Consider the following 26,168-nt stretch of genomic DNA (forward strand, 5'->3'; position numbering starts at 1 on the left):
AGCCATGGATGTCGTCGTCCTTAGCCATCGACTGTGAGCGATAACATGCCGTTCGTCAAGACGTAACGTGCTGGGAACATCAGGCGGTGACGGGTCGTGGCCCAGGACGAGATCGCCTCCCACAGAACCTCTGCGGGCATTGCCCCCAGCTCGTCAGCACCGACCGCGACGAGAGCCCTTGAGGAGCCGCCGCGTTGGCGCTAACATCGACGTTTGCCCATTATTTGGGCAACCTCAGTCGGGGTACCCCCGCCTCAGACCGCGCCTCGGTCGACAAGGCTGAAGGTGGTGTCGACCGGGGCGTCACCCATGAACTCGACGTAGATCTCGCTCAGGGTCGGGCTCCACTGCACCACGCCGTACTCCGTGTTGGAGATGACGTAGGAGGTGCGCCCCTTGTCGTCCCTGCCCTCCGGGGATATCGCGAACAGGGTTGCCTTGGTCGGCCGACAGTCGGCTCCCACAAGCGACTTGTCTCCCTCACCGTCCCGCTCGACCCCGAGGCACGGTCGGTGGGCGATCTCCGGGTTCGTCGATTTGATCATGAAGTTGACACCTACCGGTTCGAGCACGAAGAGCGCGTCCTTGCCGGTCCCGCCGCCGACCGCGATCTCGCCGTCCGACGGCAACGACAGATCGCGGTCGATCTCCACGACGTGCACCAGGATTCGCCGCTGTCCGGCCAGAATGGCCTCGGTAGGGTCCGCGGCGGCCGACGGCGGCTTGGTTGGCGTAGTCGCCGCCGGCGTGGACGCGGACGCCGACGCCCCGCCCGTCGCCGGGCTCCCGGCCGCTTTCGAGCCGGTCGGGGCAGGTCCAGCCTTGTCATCCAGCAGACGCGGGCCGAACAGGAAGGCGGGCACCAGCACCGCGACCACCGCGACGACCGAGCCCAGAGCGATGAGCCAGCCACGCCGGCCCGAGCCCGCGCGACCGGCCGGCCCGGAGGACTTCGCACGCGGCCCCTGGTCGGCACCACCGCCAGCCTGCGCCGCACGCACCGTCGGCATCTCCGCCAGACGTTGGGCCGTCGCGTCCGCATTCCCCTGATTCGCCGCGGTCAACAGCCCGTCGAGCAACTCCCGGGCGGTGGGCCGGGCAGCGGGATCCTTCTCCAGCGCCCGGGAGACCAACTCCCGCAGCGCACCGCCGAGGCCGGTCAGGTCCGGCGGTTGCGTGAGGATCCGCATCGCGACAGCGGTCGGGGAGTCGCCCCCGAACGGGTTGCGGCCGGTAGCGGCGTGAGCGACGAGGGCACCCCACGCGAAGATGTCCGCAGCCGGGCCCACCGGGCGGCCGGACGTCGCGTCGAACCGCTCCGGAGCCATGTACGAGACGGTCCCGACCATCTGGTTGGTCCGGGTGTGGTGGCTCGTCGCCTCGAAAGCTCGCGCGATGCCGAAATCGATGACCTTGATCCCGCCCGGCGCAACCAGGACGTTTGCCGGCTTCAGGTCCCGGTGGATCACCCCGGCGCCATGGATGGCGGTGAGCGCGGTAGCCACCCCGACCGCGATGCTGTGCAGTTGCGCGGCCCCCAGCGGCCCTCGATCCCTGATCACCTGGGCCAGGCTGGGGCCCTCGACGTACTCCACCACCAGGTACGGCGGGTTGTGGTCCGGGTCGGCGTCCAGGACCTCGGCGGTGCAGAACGGTGGAACCTGGCGGGCGCGGTTCACCTCACTTCGGAACCGCCCACGGAACTCCTCGTCATGCGAGAACTCCGGACGGACGACCTTGACCGCCACCTGTCGGCCCTGCGGTGACCGGGCCAGGAAGACAGTGCCCATGCCCCCGTCGCCGAGCCGGTCGAGCACCTCGTACCCACCGAGGCGGGCCGGGTCCCCGGGACGCAACCCGTTGCTCACGCCGGATGCCCGCAGACCGCGATCACCGCGCGAACCGTTCCGCCTGTCACCCGTTCCCCTTAGGTCACTCGACTGCCGCCCGCAGCCTATCGTCCGCCCACCAACCCCCGTCGATGCCGTCCACACGTCGAGGTGACCCGTCGGCACGCCGTGGGGGCGGATGCCGCAGCGGGTGCCGGCGTGGTCAGGCCGCCGCGTACCCGGATGAAGGCCGCCGCACCTCAGGCGCTCGTGGTCGCCGACTGACGGCCGGGAGTATCGTCGGGTACCTGTAGTTCACACCCGTCTTTGCGGATGTGGCGAATCGGCGTCGAGCAACCGGCGTTGGTCCCGGCTCCGCCCATTAAGGGTCCGTGCAGCGGCCCACGATCCGCGGGCTGCCATCCGCGTGCCCACCCAGACCGTCTATCTGGTTCCCCGACGGGCACGCCGGTCGTGAGGACCTGACGCGATGACCCACTCACCGATGGACCCAACCGACGCCTTCACCGAACTCGGCCGCGTCGCGCTCGGCGAGACCAGTCTCGACGACGTTCTGCAACACGTCGCGGAGATGGGCCAACGGGTGCTGCCGGTGCCGGTGGAGGTGTCGGTCACGCTGTTTCGCGGGGAGGCCGCGCACATCGCGGCGTCCGCCGGCGACCTGGCCTTCGACCTGGACGAGCCGCGGTACGCCCCGAGGAGCGGCCCGTGTCTGGACGCCGCCACCACCGGCGCCGTCCTCTCCGTGCCTGATCTCGGCATTGAGAACCGCTGGCCCGAGTGGGGCGAGCGCGCCAGGAGCATCGGAGTGGGCAGCTCCGTGTCGATCGGAATGCCCGTCCAGGAGGCGGTCGTCGGCGCGCTCAACGTCCACGCCCGTACCCCGCTCGCCTTCGACGACGACACCATCACCGTGCTGGAAACCCTCGCCGCGTACGCCGCCGTGGCCCTGGCCAACGCGAGGCTCTGCGACAGCACCGCCAGCCTCGCCCGGCAGTTGCACGAGGCGACATCGCTTCCTATTTCCAGTCGGGCAGCTGCGGCAGGGGGCCAGCCGGCTCGACGGTGAGGCCTCCGCCGTCACCGCGCCCCGTCAGCCACGCCAGGAGCACACTCGACTCACCCTCGACCGTCCTGGTCGGCCGCGCCCCGAACTGGTAGGCCGCGTCCTCCCCCGAGACGACAAGTCGCAGGTCGGGGACCTCCGGCCGATCCCGCAGACCGTCGACAACACCTGGCAGCTCGGCCTGGACGAACCAATCCGGCCAGTCTCGCGGCCCGTATCCGGCGTCGAGATCGACGTGATGGACCTCCAGTTCACGAAGCCGGCTGGGCACCACGTCGTCGACGCTGCGCTCCTCCGCACCGAGCCAACGGACGTTGCGCCCCCAGCAGTCGGCCGGATGGTCCGCGATCGCGGCGCGCAGTCGCTCGTCCGAGACCCGGAAGTCCGCCACAAGGTCCGCGAGGCTACGACCCGCCCACTGCTCGATCTCCCGTTCCCGGTAGGCCTCGTCCGGGTACTGGCGGATCACCCGGCCGGTCCGGGCCGATTCCAGGAGCCGCACCCGGGAGTCAGCGCCCCGGTTGAGGTGAGCCAAGACGTGCGCGCGGCTCCAGCCCGGCAGCCGGGACGGGCCGCGTACCTCGTCCTCACCCAGGCGTTCAATTGTCGCCAGCACCCGGCCGGCAGCCTCGGTGACGCGCGGCAGCAGGCCGGTGGGGGAATCCGCGAAGGAGGGCGCGGGCATAAAATCACCATACTGGGTTCTCCCGGGCACGGCCGAGTCGCCGCGACGCCGTCTGCTGGCTCTCAAGGAGTGGCAAATGCGGGTGATGGTGCTGGGCGGTACGCAGTTCATCGGCCGCGCCATCGTGACCGCGTTGCTCGAGGACCACCAGGTCACAGTCCTCAACAGGGGTTCCCGGCCGCTGTGGGATCCGCGAATACGGCAGCTCGTCGCGGACCGCAACGACGCCACGCAACTGAAGGATCTGGGCCTGGCGGGCTTCGACGCGGTCGTCGACGTCTCGGGCACGGAACCGCGCCACGTCAGCAACGTGCTCGCGGCTTTGCCACAATCGCAGAGACTGCCCTATGTCTTCATCAGCTCGGCCGCCGTCTACAACCGATCGGTGTCGTCCCCGCCGTTTCGAGAGGGCGACCAAGCCGACGGCGATCCCATCTGGGGTGGTTACGGCGAGGCGAAGGCGGAGTGCGAGGCCGTGCTGAGGGGCGCGAGCCACATCGGTCTGACCGTCCTCCGGCCGCCGTACGTCTACGGTCCCCACAACCCGGAGCCGCGCGAGCAGTTCCTGTGGTCTCGCCTCCTGGCTGGCCAGCCGGTCTTTGTCCCCGGAGACGGCGGCACCCGCCTCCAGTTCTGCCATGCCCAAGCGCTCGCCGAGGTGGTGGCCGCCGCCTGCGCGGGCAAACTGGGTGCGGGAACATTCAACGTGGGCGAGCCGGCCAGCTACACGCTCCTCAAGTATCTGGCGATCCTGGGAGAGGTAGCCGGAGTACAGCCGAGAGTGGTCCCCGCCCCCGACCCCACCGTCCGTGCACGTGACTACTTCCCCTTCCGCGATGCGGACCTGGTGCTCGACGTGAGCCGACTTGCCCTGCAGGCGGTGGTCAAACACGACGACCTGGCCACCGGTCTAGCCAAGACGCTGACGTGGTTCCGCGAGAACGGTGACGTCAGTGACGATCCGACCCCGCAGGAGTCTGTCTGGCGAGCCACGGCCCGGTGGTAGCGCTGGCTGTCTGCCGGGGCGGAGGAGAACCTTTAATCACGTCGGTCACTTCGCGTACGGTCTTCCAATGGTCGTACGCCTCCTGGCGCTCCTCCGTCCGCCGCTTGTCGTCTGCGGATTCGTGGTTGCCCTCGTGCTGCTCGCCCTGGACGCGCGCCACGAATGGAGTGCGTACGGGCTGGTCGTGCTCTTCCTGGTGCTCGGTGCGCTTACCGCGATACCGGCGGCGCTCGTCGACTCACCGGGGTTCCGGAGGATCAGCCTGGTCACCCATGCCGTCGGGGCCGGCGTCGTCGCGTTGGCCCTCCATGACTCGGCGGACAAGCGGGCTCTCTGGGTGTACGCGCTGTCCGCCCTGGTGGCGGTGATCTCGCCGGCCAGCCGGCCGGGGCTTGGCCGGACGACAGTGATCGGCGTGGGTTCGGCAGTGGTGCTCACCATCGGTGTGGCGGCTCCCGCACTGGCCTGGGGTGGCCCTCAACCCGAAGTGGTGGTCTGCGTACGGCAGGGGGAGTCCGCTGCTGAGCTGATACGCGAGAACCACCGCTTCGACCCGCATCAGGTGGTCGAGGGCTTCGGGTTGGAGGAGTTGCAACCGTCGTGCCTGGAGGTGCTGTTGGATCCCGGTGCCACCGCTGGCGACGCCGACGACGTCGTTCGCCGCTACTCCGCGGACCCGCGGGTCGTGTCCGTCAGCCGGGCACGCTGACACTCCGCGCACAGGTGCGCCAGTCCGTCGCACGCGGTCCGGCGCCATCGCACGACGCCCCGGGCCAGAACGCCACCGTGATAACTTCCGTCGATGAGCTCGACACCTGAGCGCGCCCCATCTGGCCACGTTGATCGCGTCGCCGACTACTACGACGACAACACGCGGCGGTTCCTTCTGGTCGCCGAGAGCCCCGGCAGTGACGCTATCCACCGTGGCGTGTGGACCCCGGATGTCGCGAACACCGCAGAGGCTATGGACACTGTCAATCGCCTGATGATCGAACGTGTGCGCGGGCACGTCCCCGCGGACGGGGCAAGGGTCCTCGACCTCGGCTGTGGCGTCGGTGGGACGATGGTTCGACTGGCTCGCGAGGTGGACGGGCTCATCTCCGGGGTGACGATCAGCCGAGTGCAGGCCGACATCGCGGCGAAACGGTTCGCCCGCGAAGGACTAACCGACCGCTGTGACGTGATCTGTGCCGATTTCGCGGAACTACCCGCCCGCCCGCACTACGACGCCATGGTCGCCGTGGAGGCTGTCGTTCACTCGCCATCACTGGAGAACCTGCTCCCGTCCCTGGCGGATCGGCTGCGCCCCGGAGGCCGCCTGATCCTGTGCGACGACTGGATGACCGACAAGGATCGCGGGCTCGCCGCTCGTGAGCGCTGCCTCGACCAGTTCCGCGCCGGGTGGCGGGTCGGAAGTTTGCACACGGTGGGCGAGTTGGTCGCCATGTCCGAGCGCGCCGGCTTGCGCCTGGTCGAGGACCTGGATCTCACCGCATATCTGCGCCTCGGCCGGCCGCGCGACCGGTTGATCAAGCTGGCGGTGGGCGCCACGGCCGTCGTTCCACGGCTACGCGAACGTGTTGTGGAGATGCCCTTCTGGGCCAACATGATCGGCGGATCCGCGTTGCAGGTTGGATTGTCACGGCGCTGGCTGGAGTACCACCTGGTCGTGCTCGAAAAGGCATGATCTGAGTTCACGGCGATGGTCTCGGCACTTCCGGCCTACCGGGCCAAGCTGGGGTCGGCTCACGGAGGCACGCGGGAGATGATTCGTGGGTGAGCATCGAGCTGAATCATGGTCAGCGACGGTTCGAGGTCATGGCCTACGTCGACGCCATGCATGACGCCCAGGCAATCGAGCTGGCCGAGCTCGCCAGCGACGGGCTCGGACCGGCCCTCATGACGGTGTTGTTCACCGACGAGGCGTCCGCGGACCCGCGCGTGCTCCTGGACGTCGGCGAGCTGCCGTTGCCCGTGCTGATCAGCTTCATGGCAATGGTTGCCGAGGAGCAGCGCCGGATAGCAGGCGCTGAGTGACCGACGGGCGCCGCTCCTACCGGCGCAGCCTGGCCGGCTTGAGGGCCATCGTCAGTCGCTAGGCACCTGTCGACAGTTCGTTGTAGCGGTTGGCCGGCTCCTGACCGGACAGATCCTGGATTGCGGCCATGATTTCGTCGGTGACAGCGCGTCGGGTCTGGCCGTTACTGCCGGTCGGAGGCTGCGCGAAGTACAGCGGCGCGCCGAAGCGCACGGTTATCCGGCCGACTCGGGGGAGTCGGGCACCGACGGGCTGGATCCGGTCGGTGCCGAGGACGGCAACGGGGATGACCGGAGCGCCGGAGGCGAGCGCGAGCCAGGCGACGCCGGTACGGCCGCGGTAGATCCGCCCGTCGCGTGACCGGCTGCCTTCCGGATGGATGCCGAAGGCTCGTCCGTCTGCGAGGACGTCGAGGGCGACCTGTAGCGATGTCTGGGCTGCCCGGTGGCCGCCTCGTTGCACCGGGATGGCGTTGATGCCGGTCAGGCAGGTACGCGTGAGCCATCCCTTGATTCCGGGCTGTCGGAAGTACTCGGCCTTGGCGAGGAATGCGACAGGTCGCGGCGTCACCAGTGGGATCACGATGCTGTCGATGAAGGACAGGTGGTTGGCGGCCAGGATCACGGCGTCGCGCCGCGGGACGTTCTCGCTCCCCTCGATGACGGGCCGGTAGAGCAGCCGGGCGAGCGGTGCGATCACCAGCCGCACGGTCGCTTGCAGCAGCATGTGTCCCCTTCGCTGTCAGTAGAGGATGGCGTTGCGGCGGGCGCGCAGCGCGTCGACGATGCCACGCGGGGCCTGGTCCGGAGAACCGGCACGGTAGGGCGGTTGGGGATCGTATTCATGGGCGAGCTGGATGGTCTGGGCGACGGTGTCGCCGGCGATGCGTCCGGCGAGGGTGAATGCCATGTCCAGGCCGGCGGAAACCCCGGCGGCGGTCAGGTACTTGCCGTCGGTGACGACGCGTTCGGCGACCGGGACGACGCCCAGCGGCGCCAGTTGGTCATGCGCCAGCCAGTGGGTGGTCGCTCGACGGCCGGTGAGCAGGCCAGCCCCGGCGAGCAGGAGCGATCCGGTGCACACCGAGGCGGTCCAGGTGCTGTGCTCGTCCGCGGTGCGTAGCCACTGCCGTACCGGGCCATCGATCATCTGGGCGTGCCAGCCCGGCCCGCCCGGCACCACGATGACGTCTGGTCTCGGTACGTCGGCGAGGGTGGCGGTGGCGGTGAGACGCAGGGTGCCCACCTCGTTGACGACCGGACCCGAGTGCTGCGCGACGAAGACGGTCTCGGCGCCGGGCAGGTGGGACAGAACGTCGTAGGGCCCGACGGCGTCGAGTGCGGTGAACCGTTCGAAGAGAAGGATGGCGATCTGCATCTGGGCCGCTCCGTGAGGTGGCTGATCAGAGGCTGCGTGTCGGCCGGAGATGCGCGTCCAGCGCGGCGTGCAGCAGCGATTCGGCGTCGTCGGTTTCCATCACCGTCTGCAGGCTGCCCCACAGCCAGAGCTGGGCGATGCCGTGCAGGTTGGCCCACAGTGCGCCGGCGACGACGGAAGGCGCCGGGCCGCCGGGCGGTGTGGGTGAGGCTCTGGTGACCAGGTCGACCAGAACTCCGAACAGGGGGCCGCTGGCCTCCCGCAGGCCCATGCCGTTGCCCCGCAACAGGTCGTGGCGGAACATCAGTTCGAACATGCCGCGGTTGGCCTGGGCGAACTCCAGGTACATCCGGCCCAGTGCGAGTAGCTGCCCGTACGGGTCCCCGTCGTCGTCGCCGACCACGTCGGTGACCTGCCGACCGAGGCGCAGATAGCCCTCCCGCGCGATGGCGGCGAGCAGGGCGTGGTGGCTGGGGAAGTAACGACGGGGCGCGCCATGCGACACCCCCGCTCGACGGGCGATCTCGCGCAACGAGAGGGCTGGTGTGCCCTCTCGCGTCACGAGGTCGACACCAACCTCGACCAGGCGAGCGCGAAGACCCCCGTCCGACTCCGGCATAGACACTGTCTACCAGGTCGACGTAGACGGTGTCTATCGCGTCGCTATCTCCTGCGATCCATAACGTCGGCGAGGCGGTCCGAGCTCGTGCGTCGCGATGTCGGCACCGCCCTAGGGCTGGACGTCGTTGGAAAGGTTGATCCGGATCCCCGTGTTGCGATACCCGGCGCGACGGAAAGCGGCCGCCATGGGCGCGTTGCCCATGTCGGTGGTGGCGGTGATGCGCGACTCCCCGTTGGTCGCGTGAAGGCGGGTGATCTCGGCGAGCACCTCGTCCACGTAGCCGCGCCCGCGAAACTCCGGCACCACCCCGAGATAGCCGACGTTCACGCTGTACGGGGTCGCGGAGGGAATCGCCATGCCCGCCACCTCGCCCTCGCGCGTGTAGGCGATCCGCCACCACTCCCGCTTGCCCGGCGCCCCAAGATAAAAGCCCATCTCTTCGCGCGCGGTCGCGTCCACGCCCTTGGCGGCCAGGCTCGCACGGGTCTGGGCATCCAGGCTGCCCTCGGCGATTCTCCTGAACACCGCGAGGAACTCCTCGTCGGAGGCCTCGGTGAACCGCAGCCTGCCGGCCGCGGGGGGCACCCCGTCGGCGGGTGCCCACTCGAACTGCAGCCGCTCCACCTCGCGGGTGAGGCCCGCCGCATGCGCCGCCGCCCGCCGCCACTCCACGGCCGCCAACGTGGCCGGATCGTCACGCCAACCACCGGTGACCTCGATCAGGTACTCCACCGGCTCCGGGAATCCGGCCAGCGCGGCCCTGATCAGCTCGGCGGCGACGGCGGCACGGTCGCCCACGGCTGGATCCACGTCGAGGCAGTCGAGCGCGACCGGATGCGGGCTGCCCTTCGGCCCCCACCACAAGGCCCGTCCCACGACTTGGCCGTCGTGCTCGGCGATCCACGTCCATTCCGGCCGGTACATGTCCTCGGCCAGTTCGGCCAGGTAACGGTCGGCGGGGATCCACCCCACGGGCTCGGTCACGATCCACGGGGTCACGCGGTCGAGGTCCGCGGGGGCGGTGGCGCGATAGGAGATCACCTGCAGAGGCTAGCGAAACTCAGCCCATGATCCGCGCGCGCCGAGGGGCTCCGCTGGTCCGGGGCCGACCGGCGCTCACCGTACGGGCGGTAGTGAGCTGTTCACCTTACGCTCTTGATTGACGAATCGAAGATCAGCTACATTCCTCGCGCGGCGGCTGACACGCGGATGTCAGGACGGGGCGCTGCGGGTACGTCGCACGGCGACAAGCCTGTCCGCCCCGGGTCCGGGTGTATGAGCGACCGTTTCACGGCGCGCTCTGAGCGGAAGGCGGGAACGGTCACCCATGATCCGAGCACAACGCTTGGTCTCCCTGTCGGCGGCGGCCCTCATGGCACTGGCGGCCTCGGTCTTCGTCGCCGCCGGCGGCGACGCCGCCCCGGCGTCCGCTGATCCGGTGCAGTCGCGCTACCCCTACAGCAACCGTGACGTCGGCTTCTCCGAGGTCGGCTGGGACTTCAAAACCCCTGGCGGGATCGGCGACCATCTGGACCGCATGCAGGGGTTCGTCCCGGGCCGCACGCCGATCATCAGGGCATGGACCGACTTTCACACGTTCGCGTCGAAAGACGATGTCACGGGTGCCATCACCATGAAATTCGACCACCTCGACGAGGTGGTGATGGAGGCGCACCGCAAAGGTATGCGACCGCTCGTGACCCTGTTCGGCTCGCCCAGCTGGCTCAACGGCGGCCACGGCTGGACGGAGAAACCGAACCAGGACCCGCCGGAGACCTGGCTGCCGATGGACAGCGAGGGCTGGAAGACGCTCGTGGAGCAGACGGTGCAGCACTACGGGCCGCCGCCGGGCTCGCCGCCCGGCACCCCGCCCATCGTCGACGCCTTCGAGGTGTGGAACGAGCCGAACATCGACGGCTTCGGCAAGTACGACGGCGTGTACGGGGACGACGGCGTCATCCGGCCGGGGGACGGAATCTACGACCCGGCCGCCGACGCGACCGCGACGCTGGCCCGGTACTGGGAGCTGGTCGAGATGGCGTCCACGGAGATCCGCGCCACGTGCGGCCAGTGTTATGTGCTGGCCGGCGGGTCGGCGGGGCTCGGCGCGATTCACGGCGACGCGGCGAGGTCGCCGTCGGCGTGGCTGGACTGGGGGTACGCCCACGGTTACAAGGACACGTTCGATGCGGTCGCCCATCATCCGTACTCCGACATGCACGACGCCCCGGACACGTCGAAATGTGGCGCGCCCTGGGAGAACCTGTTCGGACCGCCGGCCGATGACACGCCCGGGCAGATCTGTGGTGAGCTCGCCGCGGTCCGCGACGTGATGGTGCGGAGGGGCGACGCGGACAAGAAGATCTGGGGCACCGAGTGGGGCTACGGGCTGATCTACCCCAATCCCGCCTCGTGGTGGTCGGAGAAACGGGACCAGTTGGTCAAGGGCGTCCGGATGTGGCAGGCCCAGGACTACACCGGCCCACTCGTCCTGTTCTCGTACCGCGACTCCGAAAACAACCCTTACGGCGTCGTCACCGAGAAGGGCTTCGTCAAGAAGGACGTGACGCTCTACAACGACCTGAGCCTGGCGTTCACCAACCCCGACCTGCGGGTGCCGTTCAAGTCGCAGGGCGGGATCGGCGGGTACGACCTGGCCGATCCCCGAGACCGGGTGGTGCCGTTCGACTACGAGCACACCGGCAAGCTCGATCACCTGCTGGTCTACCGGCCGGGCACCGGGATCGTCTACGTGCTGCGGCGAAAGGCGACGGTCGGCACCGAGCGGCCCAGCTTCGAGACGGTGTTCAGGTCCACGAACGGGATCGGCGGCTTCAATCTGAGCAGCACCAACGACCAGATCATCAGCTACGACTTCGCGCACACCGGCCGGCAGGACTACCTGGTGCTGTACCGGCCGGGGACGGGCGTTGTGCACGTCGTCGGCCACGCGTCGGACGGCAGCTTCTGGCCGGTGTACACCTCGACCAGCGGCATCGGCGGCTACGACCTGGCGTCGCCGAAGGACCGGCTCGTGGCCTACGACTACGAGCACAGCGGCAAGCTCGACCACCTCGTGGCGTACCGGCCCGGCGACAACGCGCTGTTCATCCTGCAGCACAGCGCCGCGGGGCCGTTCACGACTGTCGTCGGGTCGCATCAGGGCATCGACGGCTTTGCCCTGACCAGCCCGAACGACCAGGTCATCGCCTACGACTACGCGCACACCGGCAAGCAGGACGCCCTGCTGCTGTACCGCCCCGGCGCCGGGCTCGTCACCATCGTCGGGCACGCGGCCGGCAACACCTTCTGGCCGCACCTCATGTCGTCCAGCGGCATCGGCGGCTACGACCTCGCCGACCCGCGGGACCGCATCGTCGCCTTCGACTACGCCCACGCCGGCATGGCCGACCACCTCGCCGTCTACCGGCCCGGCACCGGCTACCTGGACGTGGTGCGGCACGACCCCAACGACACGTACTCGGCGGTCCACGTCTCCCACCAGGGCGTCGGCAGCGTCGGCTGGTTCGACCTGCGCAACGCCCAGGACCGGATCGTCGCCTATGACTTCGGGCAGACCGGCAGCGCGGACCATCTGCTGCTGTACCGGCCCGGCGGGCGCGCCGTCACCATCGGCACGCGATAGGACACGCCCTAGGACAGAGCGGTGGCGGCGGGTCCCGGTGCGACCGGGGTCCGCCGCCGCCCGAGCGTCAGGCGTTCGGCAGGTGCGGCTCAGCCGGGCGCTGCGAGGGTAGGGGTAACTCCCAACCCGACTGGGCGGCAGCAGGATCGAGCAAGATCTAGAAACCGTGGAAGCTCATTTCCATGACCACGCAGAAGATCTTCCGGTTCCAGCGGGCCGTCCTGGCCCTCGTCCTTCCCGTCGCCGTGACAGCGGCAGTCGCCGGGTGTGCTGACTCAGCGGCGCCGAAGGCCGCGCCCGCGGCCAGTTCGGTAGCGGCGGTTCCCTCGACCTCGACAAGTGCGGCCGGCGCGGCAGGTGCGGCCCCCGCAGCGGGCTTGCACATGATCGCCAACAACGGGCATCAGCTTGCCTTCCACGTCACGCCCGGAAGTTCTCCCACCATCGTGCTGGACGCCGGCGGTGGCGAGGACTCCTCGTACTGGGATGCCCTGGTGCCGCAGCTGTCGCAGGCCACCGGATCGCAGATCATCACCTACGACCGGGCCGGTCTGGGCGCCAGCGAGGAGGTGAAGGGCCCATGGGACCCCAAGGCCGCCGCCTCCGACCTGCAGGCCGGTCTGCGTGAACTCGGCGTCACCCAGAACGTGGTCCTCGCGGGCCACTCGCAGGCAGGAGAGGTGGCCCACTACTTCGCCCTCGCGAACCCCGGCGTTGTCTCCGGGGCGGTGCTCGTCGATGCCAACGTGCCGCAATTCTTCACCGACACCCAGACCCAACGCCTCGTCGCGCTAACCACACCGCAGATCGAAGAGCTCAAGAAGGCGCCGTCGACGAAGGCGAACCGCCAGCTCATCGCCACGGCCGACAACTTCGGTCCCACGCACCAGGCGTACCACAAGGTCTCCTGGCCCGACGGCGTTCCCGTCATCTACATCGTGTCGGACAAGACGCCCTTCGATGGATCTCCGCAGGACGCGCAGGCCTGGCGCGACGCGGCGGCGGCGTTCACCAAAGCGGGGCCCGACCGCGCACTCGTCATCGCCGAGGGAAGCTCGCACGACGTTCCCCAGGACAAGCCCGCCTTGGTGCTCAAGGAAATCGAACAGATGACCACCACCGTCGAGTAAGGGCCATCGGGCCGACGGCTGACGGGACCGGCGAGCCTGGTTGACCGGCGCTGCCCCGGCGTTCTCGGTCAACAAGTCCGCGGAGACGGCACGATGCGCGATGATGGAGTGAGATGACCGATAACAGCGGAACCGCCACGTCCGGCGGTTCCTCGCCCTCGCGGGAGGGCTCCGGGCCGGGTCGCGTCACGAGCAGCGGTACGAATCCGCGCTCCGCGCTGGCCCAGCGGATGAGCCTGCTGGGCTGGTCGCTGGTGCTGCTGTCGGGCGCGGCCCTAGGTGCCGTGCTGGCCACACTCTGGATCACCTCGATATCGGTCGCCGCGCTTGGCGTCGGAATCCCACTGACCCTGCTCGCGACCGTACTGGTGCGCTGGTTTGCCGATCTGCATCGCCAGTGGGCCGCCGACCGGCTCGGCGAACCGGTGCCCGCCCGGCCCTATCAGCCGACGCCGGACGCCGGGTGGCCGGTGCGGCTCTGGACGATCCTGCGCGACCCGGCGACGTGGCGGGACTGGATCTGGTTGGCGGTCAACTCGATCACCATTTGGTTGAGTTGCGGACTGTCGCTGCTGTTCTTCCTACTCGGAGTCGTATACCTGAGCTATCCGCTCATCTATCAGCTGACGCCTTCTCAGGTATTCCGCACTCCGCTGGGGGAGGGCTTCCGGCTGCACAGCGTCGCGCAGTCGTTCGGGCTGGTACCGCTCGGTCCGGTTTTCCTTCTGCTCTGGTACGTCACCGCGGTGCGCCTCGCGAACCTCAACGCTCGGGTGATCCGCGCTCTGCTCGGCCCCACCGAACAGGCGCGCCTGCGGGCCCGCGTCCAACAGTTGGCGACCTCCCGAGCTGAGACCGTCGACACCCAGGCCGGTGAACTGCGCCGAATCGAACGCGACCTGCACGACGGCGCGCAGGCCCGGCTGGTGTCGCTGGGTATGAGCCTGGGATTGGCCGAACAGTTACTGCCCAACGATCCGCAGGCCGTCCAGCAGTTGCTGGCCGAGGCCCGCGAGTCGACCTCCAGCGCCCTCACCGAGCTGCGCGACCTGGTACGAGGCATCCATCCGCCGGTACTGGCCGACCGTGGCCTGGACGGCGCACTCAAGGCCTTGGCCCTGGCCAATCCGATCCCGACCACGGTGGTGACCCGCCTACCCGGACGGCTGCCGGCCCCGATCGAGTCCGCGGCCTACTTCGCCGTCGCCGAGGCATTGTCGAACGCCATCAAGCACGCCCAGGCCCAGCGGATCCGGATCACCGTGGAGTTCGCACCCCACCGGGGCGGCGCTGCCGGGGAACTGACGATGCTGGTGTCCGACGACGGCCGTGGGGGTGCTTCGATCGATTCCGGCACGGGCCTGCGCGGCATCGTCCGTCGCCTGTCGGCCTTCGACGGCACGCTGACCGTTGACAGCCCGCCGGGCGGACCTACCGAGGTGAGGATGTCACTGCCGTGCGTATCGTGATAGCCGAGGACCTCGCCCTGCTCCGCGAGGGCCTGATCAGGATCCTGCGGGCCAATTCATTCGAGGTCGTGGAAGCCGTCGACAACGGCCCCGCGCTGATCCGGTCGCTGACGACGCACCGCCCCGACGTCGCCATCGTCGACGTGCGATTGCCGCCGACCTTCACCGACGAGGGGCTGCGTTCCGCGATCGAGGCCCGCCGCCAGATTCCAGGGCTGCCCATCATGGTGCTGTCGCAGTATGTCGAGCAGATCTACGCCAGGGAGCTGATGTCAGATCGCGCGGGCGCGGTGGGCTACCTGTTGAAGGACCGGGTTACGGACGTCGAGCAATTCGTCGCCAGTGTCCGGCAGGTCGCTACCGGCAGCACCGTTATGGACCCCGACGTGGTGAGTGCGTTACTCACCCACCGCTCCAGCGACCCTAAGCTCCTGGAGCTGACCCCACGCGAGCACGAGGTCCTCACCCTGATGGCCCAGGGCCGCTCGAACGCTGCGATCGCCGCCCGGATGTTCGTCACCGAGAAAACCGTCAGCAACCACAGCAACAGCATCTTCACCAAGCTCGGTCTCAAGCCCTCCGAGGACGACAACCGCCGCGTCCTGGCGGTCCTCGCCTACCTGGAAGGCTGAGTCCTTGGCCTCTACCCCACCAAAGCCGAGCGTCCACAACGGACGGGGCTGGATCACTAAACTGCGGCAATGACGACACCTGCCACAGGTCACTTGTCGCCGGGACTGTCCCGCTCTCTGCGGGTTCCGGTCTGGGCGCTACTCCTCATGGTGGTCGCCGGCGTATTACTGGGCGGGGCGGCGACCTGGGGCATGACTGCCGACAATGGCAAGCCAGCCATCGTCCAGGGAACGGTGACCGCGGTGAACTCCGACGGTACGGCGATCGGCTTTACCGCCGACGGTGGGGATCGCGACGGCGAGGGTCTACCGCTGGTAGCGGACATTCCTTGGACCGACGCCGCAGGCGAGACCTACGGCGGCACCCGTCCCACCTGCCTGGCCCCCGGCTCGTTTGGGCAGCGGGTGGAACTCGGGATTCTCACCATCCGCGACAGCGGCCACGGGCCGTCGAGGGTCGTGGTGTGGGCGCACTGCCTGGCCTAGAACGAATGGGTCCCGCCCCTGCCTTGCCAAGATCAGGACTTCTGTCGGCTGACGCCGCCTTCGCCCTACCGCCGTCGACCGGCTTGGCTGCACGAATGGCTGTACGGTTGCGGAATGCTTCCCTGTGTGGCGGGAGGAACTGTGGCAATCAACAAGCGAGGCAGTAGGCGGATCGTTGTCGATGACAAGGGCTATCGCTGGTTGATCCGTAGGAAGCCGACGTACTGCCAAGGCTTGACCTGGTCGCCGCTGAGCTTTGCCGTCGAGCGGACGGACCCACCTGGCTGCGCCACCCTTATCGTCGAGTTGGCTTCCCCTCGTCCGGACAACTGGGTGAACGCGACGGCAGCTCCGGTGCTGCCTTCGGCGGTCGCCAGCGCCATACGGCAAGCGCTTGAGCGTGGATGGCAGCCGGATCATCCGGGGTCGCCGTTCATGCTGAACCTCGGTGATGGTGAACAGCGTTCATAGCCGGTGGGTGAGAGCGGATCTCCTCGTCCGGCAGTCGTAGACCGGGCCCGGTACCCCCTCAACTCCGCCGGCACCGCTTCCGCGTACGACTCAAGTCGTACGAGCAGATCCGGCATCAGGGTGGACGTCCTCGCCTCGTTCGATCCCTAGCGTCGTGGATGTCTTCGGTCTCCGACCCAACCGGGAGTTTCCCCGTGCCATCGCCACCGCTGCTGGTCGCGGACGACGTGAGCAAGTCGTTCGGCATCACCCAGGCTCTGAACGGCGCTTCGCTGAAGGTCTTCGCGGGTGAGGTGCTGGCACTGACCGGGCCGTCCGGTTCCGGCAAGTCCACGCTGCTGCACTGTCTCTCCGGCATTCTCGCCCCCGATTCCGGCCGGGTGACCTTCGAGGGCCATGACCTGACCGCACTGTCCGACCGCGAGCGCAGTGCGCTGCGGCGCGGCGCGTTCGGGTTCGTCTTCCAGTTCGGCCAACTGGTGCCCGAACTCACCTGCCTGGAGAACGTGGCCTTGCCGCTGCGGCTCGCCGGCAGGCGGCGTAAGCAGGCGGAACGGCTGGCCGCCGAACTGCTCGCCGACCTAGAGGTGACCGAGGTGGCGGGCAAACGCCCCGGGCAGGTGTCCGGGGGGCAGGGGCAGCAGGTCGCGGTGGCCCGCGCGCTGATCAACACCCCTCGGATGATCTTCGCCGACGAGCCCACCGGCTCGCTCGACTCCCGCAACGGTGAGCAGGTGATGCGCCTGCTCGTCGCCGCCGCGAAACAGCGCGGTAGTGCGGTCGTGCTCGTCACCCACGAGGCGTTCATCGCCGCCTGCGCCGACCGCGAGGTGGCGTTCGCCGATGGCGCCGCCGTCGCCCCGGCGGTCGCCAGATGAATGGCATCGCCGCCCGGGGCCGGCTCGCCTGGCTGGACGATCTCGTCCTGGGGGTGCGGCTGAGCGTGTCCGGCGGGCGTTCCGGCTGGCTGCGGCTCACCCTGATCACGGCCGGGGTGGGCCTCGGCGTGGGGATGCTGCTGGTGCTGGCCGCCACGCCGACCGCCGTCTCGGCCCGCGAGCAGCGACGCGCCGATCGCGCGCTGGGCGCCTCCGCCGAGCAGGCCGGTCCGGGCACCCTGCTGTCCCAGACCACCCAGACCCAGTTCCACGACGAAGTCATCCGGGGCCGGATCCTGCGCCCGGAGGGCGATCGCGCCCCGGCGCCCCCGGGGATCACCCGGCTGCCGGCGGCCGGGGAAATGTTCGTCTCACCGGCGCTGGCCGTCCTTCTCGACGGCCCGGGCGGTGAGGTGCTGCGCGAGCGGTGGTCCGCCCGGGTGGCCGGAGTGATAACGCCGCCGGGGCTCTCGGGGCCCGACGAGGTGTACTTCTACCTGGGCTCGGAAACGCTCACCACAAAGGACGGAGCGGCGCGGGCAGTCTCGTTCGGTGGGGGAGGCACCCCCACCACCGACGCGACGATCGTGATCCTCGCTGTCATCGGGACAGCCATCATGGTGCTGCCGGTGCTGGTCTTCGTGACCACGGCCGTCCGGTTCGGCAGCGCGAGCCGGGAACGGCAACTCGCCGCCATCCGACTCGTCGGCGCCGACAGCCGGATGACGCACCGCATCGCGGCAGGCGACGCCCTGATCGGCGCGCTGCTGGGACTCGGCGTCGGCGGCCTGGTCTTCCTCGTCCTCCGCGGCACGGTGGGCGGTCTGCTGCCGGCCGACTTCAGCCCGTACGCGGCGGACCTGCGCCCGGTGCCGGCCCTGCTCGCCCTGATCCTGCTGGCGGTGCCGACCGGCGCGGTCCTGGCGACCCTGTCCGCGCTGCGCCGGGTCGTCATCGAGCCGCTCGGCGTGGTGCGGCGGAGCGGCGTACGCCGCCGCCGGCTCTGGTGGCGGCTGATCCCCCCGGGCATCGGCGTGGCCCTGCTCTACCCCCTGCTCGGCGGGCTGACCGGCGACGTCGGCGACGGCACCCGGGGCCAGCTCGCCGCCGGGGCGATCCTGCTGCTGGCCGGGGTCGTCGTGCTGCTGCCCTGGCTCGTGCAGGCGGTGGTCCGGCACCTCGGCGGGGGCAGCGTCGCCTGGCAGCTCGGCATTCGGCGCCTGCAACTCGACAGCGACGCCGCCGTCCGTTCCGTCTCCGGGATCGCGGTGTCTGTTGCCGGCCTCATCGCCGTCCAAGGGCTGCTCGCCACCTCGATAGCGTCCACCAGCGGGACCCAGCCGCCGGCCGACCGCTTCCAGGCCGCCGTCTACACCAACGGCGCCGACGGCAAGGGCTGGGGCGCCGCCCTAACCGGAACCGAGGGCGTCGAGGAGGTGCGCACCGCCGGCTACGGCTACCTGCGCGCCACCCCTCAGAACGAGATCGGCGTGAGCGTACGGGTGGGCGACTGCGACGCGCTCCGACAGTTCGCACCGCTGCCGTCGTGCACCGAGGGCGACAGCTTCCGGGCCGTCATGCCCGGCTGGGAGAGCCCCACGCTGCCGTCCGGGACCGTCGCCGCCTTCCACGGCGTCGACGACAAGGCGCCGGTGTCCCGCTGGAAGGTGCCCACCGACCTGCACACTGTGACGTTGTACTCCGGCGAGTCCGCCCCGATGTCGTTCCTGGCCACCCCGGCGGCGCTCGGGGTCCGGCCCGACCTGCGCGGCCTGGAGACCGACGCCTACCTGATGCGGCTGGACCGGGCCGATCCCGACGCCATCGAGCGGGTCCGCACCACCATGACCCGGCTCGACCCGGCCGCGCCCCCGCAGCTGTTCGCCGATCGGCGGATCGGTGACCAGTTCGCCGGTGGGCGGCAGGTGGCCCAGGGCTGCGCGGTGCTGCTCCTGCTGTTCATCGGCGCGAGCATGCTCGTCAACGTCACCGAGCAATTACGCGAGCGCCGCCGGCTGCTGGCCGTGCTCGCCGCCTTCGGCACACGGCGGCGCACGATGTCCGCGTCCGTGCTCTACCAGGTCGCTGTTCCGGCCGCGGTCGGGCTGCTCCTGGCGGTCCTGATCGGCAGCAGCCTGTCGGCCGTCCTGCTCGCGGTCACCCAGGCCCCGATCACCTTCGACTGGCCGGCGATCGCCACCATGACCGCCACCGTCGCCGCGATGGTCCTGGCCGTCACGGCCGCCGGCCTGCCGCTGCTGTTCCGCCTGCTGCGAGCCCCGGAGCTGCGCAATGAGTGAAGCCCATACGCTGACCGGCATGTCGTCACGCGTCCGGGGATTGCCGGCCGACCTGCTGGTGTCCTGCTCGGTGGCTGCCCTGTCCACGTGGTGGTGGCACCAGTTCCGGCTGGGCGGCCTGATCTTCGGGGTGCTGGCCGGGCTGGTGTTGATGTGGCGGCGGCGGTGGCCGATCACCGTCCTCGCCGTCGTGGCGGTGCTCACCACGGTGACGGCGACGATCGAGGTCAACGGCACCAAGTTGCACGACGGCATGCTGCTGGTCACGATCGCCGCCGCCATGTACGCGACCATCGTCCACACCGCGACGATGCGGCGCGCGGTGGCCGGCGGTCTCGGCGCGTGGGTGGTCGGCGCCGTGGTGCTGCCGCTGCAGAACGGCCCCGGCACGGGATGGGCGGCACTCACCGTCCGCGACATCGCCTGGAATTTCTGGTTCGGGACCGGCTACGCGGCCGTGATCTGGGCCGTGGGCCTGACCGTGCGGTACGGCGGCCAGCTGCGCGAGGCGGTGGCGGAGCGCCGGCTCAGTGCCGAGCGGGAACACGAGCACGTGGCGCGGATCGCCGTCGTCGAAGAACGGGCGCGGATCGCCCGGGAGCTGCACGACATCGTCGCGCACTCCCTGTCGGTGATCATCCTGCAAGCCAACGGTGCCGCGTACGCGTTCGACCACGATCAGCAGCGGGCCCGGGAGGCGTTGCGGACCATCGGCGCGACCGGCAGCGACGCCCTCGGGGAGATCCGGCAGCTCGTCGTGTTGCTCCGGGGGGACGGCGACGGCCCGTCCGACCGCATCCCGGGCGGGCTGGACCAGGTGGAAGCCGTGGTGCAACGCGCCCGCGACGCCGGTCTGACGGCTGACCTGATCGTGCACGGCGCCCCGCCCGAGGTGCCCGGTGGCGTGGCGCTGGCGGTCTGCCGGATCGTGCAGGAGTCGCTGACCAACACGCTGAAGCACGCCGGCCCGGACCCGGCCGCCACGGTGACCCTCAGCTACCGACCGGGCGTCATCGACATCGAGGTGACAGATCTCGGTGCCTGCGCAGAGCCGGCGATTCCCGGCGGGCACGGGCTGATCGGCATGCGCGAGCGGGTGGCCCTGTATGGCGGCACCTTCGCAGCCGGGCCCGACCCGGACGGCGGGTGGCGGGTCCACGCCGGCATCCCGCTGGCCGGCGCCCGGGCGTTGGCGGTGTGATCCGGGTCGTGCTCGTCGATGACCAGCACCTGGTCCGGGCCGGTTTCCGGATGGTCCTGGACTATCAGCGGGACATGACCGTGGTCGGTGAGGCGGGCGACGGCGCCGAGGCGCTGCGACTGCTGCGGACGACCCCGGCTGATGTCGTGGTGATGGATCTGCGGATGCCCGTTCTCGACGGGGTCACCGCGACCAGACGCATCTGCGCCACCGGCCCGCTGCCCCGGGTGCTCGTGCTGACCACCTTCGACACCGACGAGGACGCGTTCGCGGCGCTGCAGGCGGGGGCGAGCGGCTTCCTACTCAAGAGTGTGCTCCCGGAGGAGCTGCTGACCGCGATCCGGGTGGTGGCCAGCGGCGACGCGGTCGTGGCGCCCCGGGTGACCCGGCGCCTGCTGGATCGCTTCGCCGGCCGGCTCGTCGCGGAGGGACCCGCGGTGGCGGCCCTGCCGGCCCTGACCGACCGGGAGCGGGAGGTGCTGCTGCTCGTGGCGCAAGGGCTGTCGAATCTCGAGATCGGTGGCCGGCTGCAGGTCGCCGAGGCGACCGTGAAGACCCACATGGGCCGGATCCTGGCGAAGCTGGGGCTCCGCGACCGGGTCCAGGCGGTGGTCCTCGCGTACGAGTCAGGGCTGGTACGGCCCGGCGGTGACCGCTAGAGCCGATCTATTCCAAGGTGGGAAAGTACTTGTTCCAGTACCGGGCATCTATTGGGGGACCTCGAATTGGATCCACAGGGCCAATTTTCTTGGCCCTGTGGATCCAAGAACCAAATCTCGAACCAGCGGATATTTGCTCGAGTTTTGAAACCACGTTCCCCGTCTCGAGGCGTCGAACCAGTTCGTCGAGACGCCGCCACGTCCGGTCGAGGCTCAGGGGCAGAGGGTTTCGTCCATCAGCTGATTGGCGCGCGAGTACACGGGCAGCGGGTTCGCGAGCTGGGTGGTGAGCGAAAGTACGGTGACCCGTTTTCCGTCGGGGCTGGCCCCGTTGAAGGTGGCCGATCCGGGGGTGTCGCCGGGGTGTGCCCAGTACACGCCGCAACTGTCGTCGATCCGCATGATTCCCAAGCCGTACTGCGCACCCGGGAGAACGGCCGCGATATCCGGCGCGGGGACTGTCTGGTGCATCTGTGCCATCTGGGCCGGCGCGAGCAGCCGGCCGCCCTGCAGCGCCTGCCAGAAGCGCGCCAGGTCGCTCGGTGTACTCACCAGCGCGCCGGCCGCGTCGGCCGCGGTCGGGTTGAACTTGGTCGTGTTCACCAGAGGACCGTCTGCTTCAAACTGGTTATATCCCTCGGCGTGCGGGTCGCGAATCGTCGGGTTGTTGCCTGGGAAGTAGGTTTGGTGCATGTTCAGGGGGGCCAGGATGCGGGTGCGTACTTCCTCGGCCCAGGAATGCCCGGTGATCTTGCTGATGATCATTCCGGCGAGTGCGTAGTTGGTGTTGGAGTAGCTCCACGACGTGCCAGGCGCAAAGAGCGGGGGGTGCTTCATCGCCAGCGCCACCAGATCCTTCGCATCGTAGTGATCGAAGCGATGCGCGCGGAAATCCTTCGCGGACTGCGTGAGCGGGACGTCATCGAGGTATTCCGGGAGGCCGCTGGTGTGCTGCAGCAGCTGCCGTACGGTGATCTTGCTGCCGTCGTTGCCGTTGCCGGACACCACGCCGGGCAGCCAGCGCTGCACCGGGTCCTCCAGCGACAGCCGCTTCTCGCCGACCAACTGCAGCAGGGTCACCGCGACAAACGTCTTGGTGTTGCTGCCCATCCGGAAGTAGCCGTTCGCGGGAACCGGCGATGTGGTGTCCATGTTCGCTACGCCGGAACGCGCCGTGGTCGTCTGGTTTCCGACTCGGGTGAGGCCCTGCACACCGGTGATGCCGAGGGTGTGCAAGTCGCCGACGGCTGCTCGCAGGTGATCCGCTGTGGACACCGGACCACCGGCTCCGTGCTGCCCGGCGTACGCCGACGGTCCCGCGCTGACGGTAATCAGCGCACCGACCAGGGTGGCGCTGACCAGGGTCGCCGCAGCCGCGATCCGAACAGTCCGTGTCTTCTTCATCTTGCACTCCCTCGGAGATTATTTGGTCGATGAAGCGTACGAAGAAGCGCTGTCCCGACTCGATCCCGCAGGCATCCCGAAGCGTGGTAGTGCTAGCTCCTATATTCCGCACGTCGGTGATCGTGGGTGGGTTTCGGCGCGGCGGACTGGTGACGAGAACGGCCCGGTGGGAGCGGACACCCCTGCAGCTCCAAATCCTCGACCTGCTTGTCAGTCGACCCGCGGCGATCGGCCTATCGGGCTCGCCCGCTCCCAGCCGTCGGTCTACGAGATCGGAGAATTCACCATCGTCGTGGGACACCACGAATAACAGCGCCGACGAGTGCGCGATGACAATCGCCCACGCGCTCGACATGGCGCCCTTCCCGAAAGCATTCGACCGGCTCCGCCATCGGCGCGATCTCTGAGCATCGCCCCCTCACCCATTCACGGAACCAAGATCGAGTGCGCTCTCATGCCACGATGCGCGCTGCGACTCAGGCGCCAAACAGTCACCCTCAGTTGTCACGATCTTGGCTCGGCTCGGACAGCCGAACGTCGCTGAAGTTGATAGCCAGATCGACGGCAGGATCGCGGATCTCCGGATTCAATCGTTGGGCGTCGTTCTGGGCCTGTGCACGTTCGGGCGTCCCCAGTTGGGCAGGTTGGCCCGTATGCCGGCATCAGGCAGGGTGTCGCTGGCTGCGGGCGGGCAGATACTTCCACGTGCTGACGGCGACGCGGCATGCGGTCACGGGCCGAGGAGGGCGACCGAGACGAGGGCGTCAGCGAGCAGATAGGGACCGAAGGCGATGTCAGGATCGCCTCGGAGCGCGAGGCGGGTCAGCGCCTCGGGAGCGGCGAGCCTGTAGGGCATCACCGCCCCCACGAACACCGCGCGTCAACCGAAGGGTGCCAGCGCCGCGGCGAGCAACGCGGCCAGCCGGACGTCGCCAAGCCCTAGCCCGCTGCCGCCGGTGACCGCCAAAAGCAGGAAGGCGGTACCGACCGCCGCGGCCGCCAGCGCCGCGCTCATCACCGTCTGCGCCTCGCCTCGTCGGACGAGCAGCCACCGAGCAGCCAAGCCTCCACAAGGGACAGTAAGCAAGAGAGCCTGACCCGCGTTTCCGCAGGTCAGGCTCTCTTGATCTTGTGCGCCCGAAGGGACTCGAACCCCTAACCTTCTGATCCGTAGTCAGATGCTCTATCCATTGAGCTACGGGCGCTCGTGCTCAGCCAGTCTACACACCCGGCTTTCGCGCGGAGACTCCGGGATTCGAACCCGGGAGGGGCTTTAAGACCCCAACCGCATTAGCAGTGCGGCGCCATAGACCAGACTAGGCGAAGTCTCCCCGGTGATCCGCAGACCACCGCGCCCGAGGATACAGGTCGCCACCCACCCGGAGCAAAACGACTTCCGGGGTACGCCGACCAGGGTCGTCCCGCCCCCGTGTTTCGGCGCTGTGCGACGGCGTGATCGGGACTACGCTCCATCGATATGCAGGAGCAGCCGCCCAGCGAGTCGACCCGTCGAGAGCCTGCTGAACGAGCGCGCCGGCGCTCCCCGCGGCCCACCTTCACGCCTCCGACCGCCGCGGAGCAGCCCGGGGAGACGGTGCCACCGCCGGCGGCCGCTCCGGCGAGCCCGCGCCCTCGACGGGCCAAGGCCGCCCCGGCGGTGCTCTTCCAGCCTCCGGAACCGGACCGCCCGCTGCCTCGGCAGCCTCGCCGACCGTCTTCCGCACCGAGCGCCCCACCCGAGGACGCCGCACTCGGGACCGACCAGACCGGCCCATCCGAGACGGCCCGGCCCGCCACCAAGCAGACCGGCCGACCAAAGAAGGCCACACCCGCCGCCGACCAGGCCGGCCCGCCGCAGGAGCCCGCACCCACCGCCGAGCGGACCGGCCCGGCCGACGAGACCCCACCCGCCGCTGACCAGCCCGGTCCGCCGCAGGCGCCCGCACCCGCCGCCGACCGGACCGGCCCGGCCGACGAGACCCCACCCGCCGCCGACCAGCCCGGTCCGCCCGAGGAGACGCTGCCCGCCGCCGACCGGGCCGTTTCAGCCGCCGCCGACCAGGCCGATCCGCCCGCAGGCGGCCGGCAGCCATCCGCCGCAGCATCGGCACGCACGCCGTCGGCTCGCGCCACCCCGCGTAAGGCCACCGCCCGGAAGGCCACGAAGTCGACCGCCACCGCCCCGGCTGCGCCAGCTGCGACCGACACGACGGACAGGCCGACCGGCCAGGCGCCAACCCCGGCCAGCGCGGCGACCGCGCCGACCAGCAAGGCCACCCCGACCAGCAAGGCCACCCCGACCAGCAAGGCCACCCCGACCAGGAAGGCCGCCCCCGCCGAGAAGGCAGCCAGCCCGACCACGAGCGCCGCCCCGACCGAGAGCGCCGCCCCGACCACGAGCGCGACCAGCCCAACCACACAATCCGCCACCCCGGCCAGACGCACTGCCTCGGCGGCCAAGCGCGCGACGACCCCGCGCCGGAGCGCCACACCCACCGAACCCACCCCGGCACCACAACTCACGGCGACCCCGCCCCACAACGCCACACCCACCGAACCCACCCTGGCACCGCAACCCACGGCGGCCCCAGTGCTGGTCGGTGACCCGGTGCCGGGGCGTACCCCGGAATCGGAGCTGCGGGCGGTCGCCGCGCGCGTGCTCGATCACCCGGGCTTCGCGCCGGAGCTGTTGGCGCTTGCCGCGGTGCGGTCGCTCGGGCCCGGCGCGGCCGAGTGGGCCGCGCGGCTGCGGGACAGGTATCCGGACGCTCCGGCGGACGGCCTGGCCCGGATGGTGACCCGGCGGTACGTGCGGGCGGCGGGCGTGGGTGGGGCGACCGCGGCGCTTGCTGGCTTCTTCGCGCCGCTCGCCGAGCTGGCCTCGGTGTTGTGGACGCAGGCGAACCTGGTGTTGCACCTGGCGGCGGTGTACGGCAGGGATCCGGCGCATCCCGACCGGGCCGTCGAGTTGCTGGTGCTGACCCAGGTGCACCCGGACGCGGCGAGCGCGCGGGAGGCTCTGACCGCGGCGCAGACGGCTGGCGACCCGGTCGAGGGGGCGTGGCCGCGGGCCGCGGAGGCGGCGTGGCGGTTGGCCGCGCCGCTCGTCGTGCAGGCCGGCGGTTGGGTGGCGTTGCGGCTGGTGGCTCGGCTGCTGCCGGGTGCGGCGGTCCTCGCGGCGGCGCTGGGTGACGCGGCGGCGGCCGACCGGCTCGCCGCTCGGACGGTGGCCGTCTACCGGCGTTGAT

General features: G+C 69.8%; 25 protein-coding genes and 2 tRNA genes. 16 read left to right on the plus strand and 11 right to left on the minus strand.

Annotated elements, in window-relative coordinates; translation table 11 throughout:
• Positions 1-254: 254 nt before the first annotated feature.
• Positions 255-1,868, minus strand: coding sequence for a serine/threonine protein kinase (locus ACGFH8_RS06885; protein ID WP_393364626.1), 1,614 nt, complete (start codon positions 1,866-1,868; stop codon positions 255-257).
• A 451-nt stretch (positions 1,869-2,319) separates the two neighbouring features.
• On the opposite strand from ACGFH8_RS06885, the gene ACGFH8_RS06890 reads away from it, so the two are divergent.
• Entirely contained in the window at positions 2,320-2,919 is a 600-nt protein-coding gene (locus tag ACGFH8_RS06890) for a GAF domain-containing protein (protein WP_393364628.1), read from the plus strand.
• Here the strand turns inward: ACGFH8_RS06890 and ACGFH8_RS06895 are convergent.
• Positions 2,870-3,601 (minus strand): maleylpyruvate isomerase family mycothiol-dependent enzyme, encoded by a 732-nt coding sequence (locus ACGFH8_RS06895; RefSeq protein WP_393364630.1) that lies wholly within the window; start codon positions 3,599-3,601, stop codon positions 2,870-2,872. The genes ACGFH8_RS06890 and ACGFH8_RS06895 overlap by 50 nt on opposite strands.
• Positions 3,602-3,677: 76 nt before the next feature.
• On the opposite strand from ACGFH8_RS06895, the gene ACGFH8_RS06900 reads away from it, so the two are divergent.
• The 4 genes from ACGFH8_RS06900 to ACGFH8_RS06915 all read left to right on the plus strand — a co-directional run bounded on the left by ACGFH8_RS06900 (position 3,678) and on the right by ACGFH8_RS06915 (position 6,644).
• Entirely contained in the window at positions 3,678-4,607 is a 930-nt protein-coding gene (locus ACGFH8_RS06900) for an NAD-dependent epimerase/dehydratase family protein (protein ID WP_393364633.1), read from the plus strand.
• A 67-nt stretch (positions 4,608-4,674) separates the two neighbouring features.
• Positions 4,675-5,316 (plus strand): hypothetical protein, encoded by a 642-nt coding sequence (locus ACGFH8_RS06905; protein ID WP_393364636.1) that lies wholly within the window; start codon positions 4,675-4,677, stop codon positions 5,314-5,316.
• Positions 5,317-5,409: 93 nt separating this feature from the next.
• Positions 5,410-6,294: an SAM-dependent methyltransferase gene (locus ACGFH8_RS06910; RefSeq protein WP_393364639.1), complete on the plus strand. Its 885-nt coding sequence runs from the start codon at positions 5,410-5,412 to the stop codon at positions 6,292-6,294.
• An 89-nt stretch (positions 6,295-6,383) separates the two neighbouring features.
• Entirely contained in the window at positions 6,384-6,644 is a 261-nt protein-coding gene (locus ACGFH8_RS06915) for a hypothetical protein (RefSeq protein ID WP_393364642.1), read from the plus strand.
• A gap of 58 nt (positions 6,645-6,702) precedes the next feature.
• Here ACGFH8_RS06915 and ACGFH8_RS06920 read toward each other — a convergent pair whose 3' ends face one another.
• From ACGFH8_RS06920 to ACGFH8_RS06935, 4 genes are all read right to left on the minus strand, one after another.
• Positions 6,703-7,371, minus strand: coding sequence for a lysophospholipid acyltransferase family protein (locus ACGFH8_RS06920; RefSeq protein WP_393364645.1), 669 nt, complete (start codon positions 7,369-7,371; stop codon positions 6,703-6,705).
• Between the two features lie 15 nt (positions 7,372-7,386).
• The gene (locus ACGFH8_RS06925; RefSeq protein WP_393364648.1) at positions 7,387-8,022 is read right to left on the minus strand and encodes a DJ-1/PfpI family protein; all 636 of its coding nucleotides are present in this window, start codon (positions 8,020-8,022) and stop codon (positions 7,387-7,389) included.
• A gap of 25 nt (positions 8,023-8,047) precedes the next feature.
• A complete protein-coding gene (locus tag ACGFH8_RS06930) occupies positions 8,048-8,641 on the minus strand; it encodes a TetR/AcrR family transcriptional regulator (RefSeq protein ID WP_393364650.1) in 594 nt (197 codons plus the stop codon).
• Positions 8,642-8,752: 111 nt separating this feature from the next.
• On the minus strand, positions 8,753-9,685 hold the full coding sequence (locus ACGFH8_RS06935; RefSeq protein ID WP_393364653.1) for a GNAT family N-acetyltransferase: 933 nt from the start codon (positions 9,683-9,685) through the stop codon (positions 8,753-8,755).
• A gap of 286 nt (positions 9,686-9,971) precedes the next feature.
• On the opposite strand from ACGFH8_RS06935, the gene ACGFH8_RS06940 reads away from it, so the two are divergent.
• The 10 genes from ACGFH8_RS06940 (at position 9,972) to ACGFH8_RS06985 (ending at position 21,516) form a co-directional block, all read left to right on the plus strand.
• Positions 9,972-12,290, plus strand: a complete 2,319-nt coding sequence (locus ACGFH8_RS06940) for a hypothetical protein (protein ID WP_393364656.1) — start codon at positions 9,972-9,974, stop codon at positions 12,288-12,290.
• Positions 12,291-12,472: 182 nt separating this feature from the next.
• Entirely contained in the window at positions 12,473-13,420 is a 948-nt protein-coding gene (locus ACGFH8_RS06945) for an alpha/beta fold hydrolase (RefSeq protein ID WP_393364659.1), read from the plus strand.
• 230 nt (positions 13,421-13,650) lie between these two features.
• Positions 13,651-14,889 carry a sensor histidine kinase gene (locus ACGFH8_RS06950; RefSeq protein ID WP_393364661.1) on the plus strand — a complete coding sequence of 413 codons (1,239 nt, stop codon included), beginning with the start codon at positions 13,651-13,653 and terminating at the stop codon, positions 14,887-14,889.
• A complete protein-coding gene (locus ACGFH8_RS06955; protein WP_393364663.1) occupies positions 14,877-15,521 on the plus strand; it encodes a LuxR C-terminal-related transcriptional regulator in 645 nt (214 codons plus the stop codon). The genes ACGFH8_RS06950 and ACGFH8_RS06955 overlap by 13 nt, the downstream gene beginning before the upstream one ends.
• Before the next feature lie 69 nt (positions 15,522-15,590).
• A complete protein-coding gene (locus ACGFH8_RS06960) occupies positions 15,591-16,007 on the plus strand; it encodes a hypothetical protein (RefSeq protein WP_393364666.1) in 417 nt (138 codons plus the stop codon).
• A gap of 141 nt (positions 16,008-16,148) precedes the next feature.
• A complete protein-coding gene (locus tag ACGFH8_RS06965; RefSeq protein WP_393364668.1) occupies positions 16,149-16,478 on the plus strand; it encodes a hypothetical protein in 330 nt (109 codons plus the stop codon).
• 158 nt (positions 16,479-16,636) lie between these two features.
• On the plus strand, positions 16,637-17,356 hold the full coding sequence (locus ACGFH8_RS06970; protein ID WP_393364671.1) for an ABC transporter ATP-binding protein: 720 nt from the start codon (positions 16,637-16,639) through the stop codon (positions 17,354-17,356).
• Positions 17,353-19,656 carry an ABC transporter permease gene (locus ACGFH8_RS06975; protein ID WP_393364673.1) on the plus strand — a complete coding sequence of 768 codons (2,304 nt, stop codon included), beginning with the start codon at positions 17,353-17,355 and terminating at the stop codon, positions 19,654-19,656. The genes ACGFH8_RS06970 and ACGFH8_RS06975 overlap by 4 nt, the downstream gene beginning before the upstream one ends.
• 19 nt (positions 19,657-19,675) lie before the next feature.
• Positions 19,676-20,857: a sensor histidine kinase gene (locus tag ACGFH8_RS06980; RefSeq protein ID WP_393364675.1), complete on the plus strand. Its 1,182-nt coding sequence runs from the start codon at positions 19,676-19,678 to the stop codon at positions 20,855-20,857.
• Positions 20,857-21,516 (plus strand): response regulator, encoded by a 660-nt coding sequence (locus ACGFH8_RS06985; protein WP_393366991.1) that lies wholly within the window; start codon positions 20,857-20,859, stop codon positions 21,514-21,516. The genes ACGFH8_RS06980 and ACGFH8_RS06985 overlap by 1 nt, the downstream gene beginning before the upstream one ends.
• Before the next feature lie 213 nt (positions 21,517-21,729).
• Here ACGFH8_RS06985 and ACGFH8_RS06990 read toward each other — a convergent pair whose 3' ends face one another.
• The 5 genes from ACGFH8_RS06990 to ACGFH8_RS07010 form a co-directional block, all read right to left on the minus strand.
• Positions 21,730-22,920, minus strand: coding sequence for a serine hydrolase domain-containing protein (locus ACGFH8_RS06990; RefSeq protein ID WP_393364678.1), 1,191 nt, complete (start codon positions 22,918-22,920; stop codon positions 21,730-21,732).
• 730 nt (positions 22,921-23,650) lie between these two features.
• Complete coding sequence (locus ACGFH8_RS06995) at positions 23,651-23,776, minus strand: hypothetical protein (RefSeq protein ID WP_393364681.1); 126 nt, start codon at positions 23,774-23,776, stop codon at positions 23,651-23,653.
• Positions 23,777-23,800: 24 nt separating this feature from the next.
• On the minus strand, positions 23,801-23,935 hold the full coding sequence (locus tag ACGFH8_RS07000) for a hypothetical protein (RefSeq protein WP_393364684.1): 135 nt from the start codon (positions 23,933-23,935) through the stop codon (positions 23,801-23,803).
• A 117-nt stretch (positions 23,936-24,052) separates the two neighbouring features.
• Positions 24,053-24,125, minus strand: a tRNA-Arg gene (locus tag ACGFH8_RS07005).
• Between the two features lie 35 nt (positions 24,126-24,160).
• A tRNA-Ser gene (locus tag ACGFH8_RS07010) sits at positions 24,161-24,251 on the minus strand.
• Between the two features lie 146 nt (positions 24,252-24,397).
• On the opposite strand from ACGFH8_RS07010, the gene ACGFH8_RS07015 reads away from it, so the two are divergent.
• Positions 24,398-26,167 (plus strand): hypothetical protein, encoded by a 1,770-nt coding sequence (locus tag ACGFH8_RS07015; protein ID WP_393364687.1) that lies wholly within the window; start codon positions 24,398-24,400, stop codon positions 26,165-26,167.
• Position 26,168: the final 1 nt, after the last annotated feature.

It is taken from the genome of Micromonospora sp. NPDC049175 (assembly GCF_043197345.1).
Classification (GTDB): domain Bacteria; phylum Actinomycetota; class Actinomycetes; order Mycobacteriales; family Micromonosporaceae; genus Micromonospora.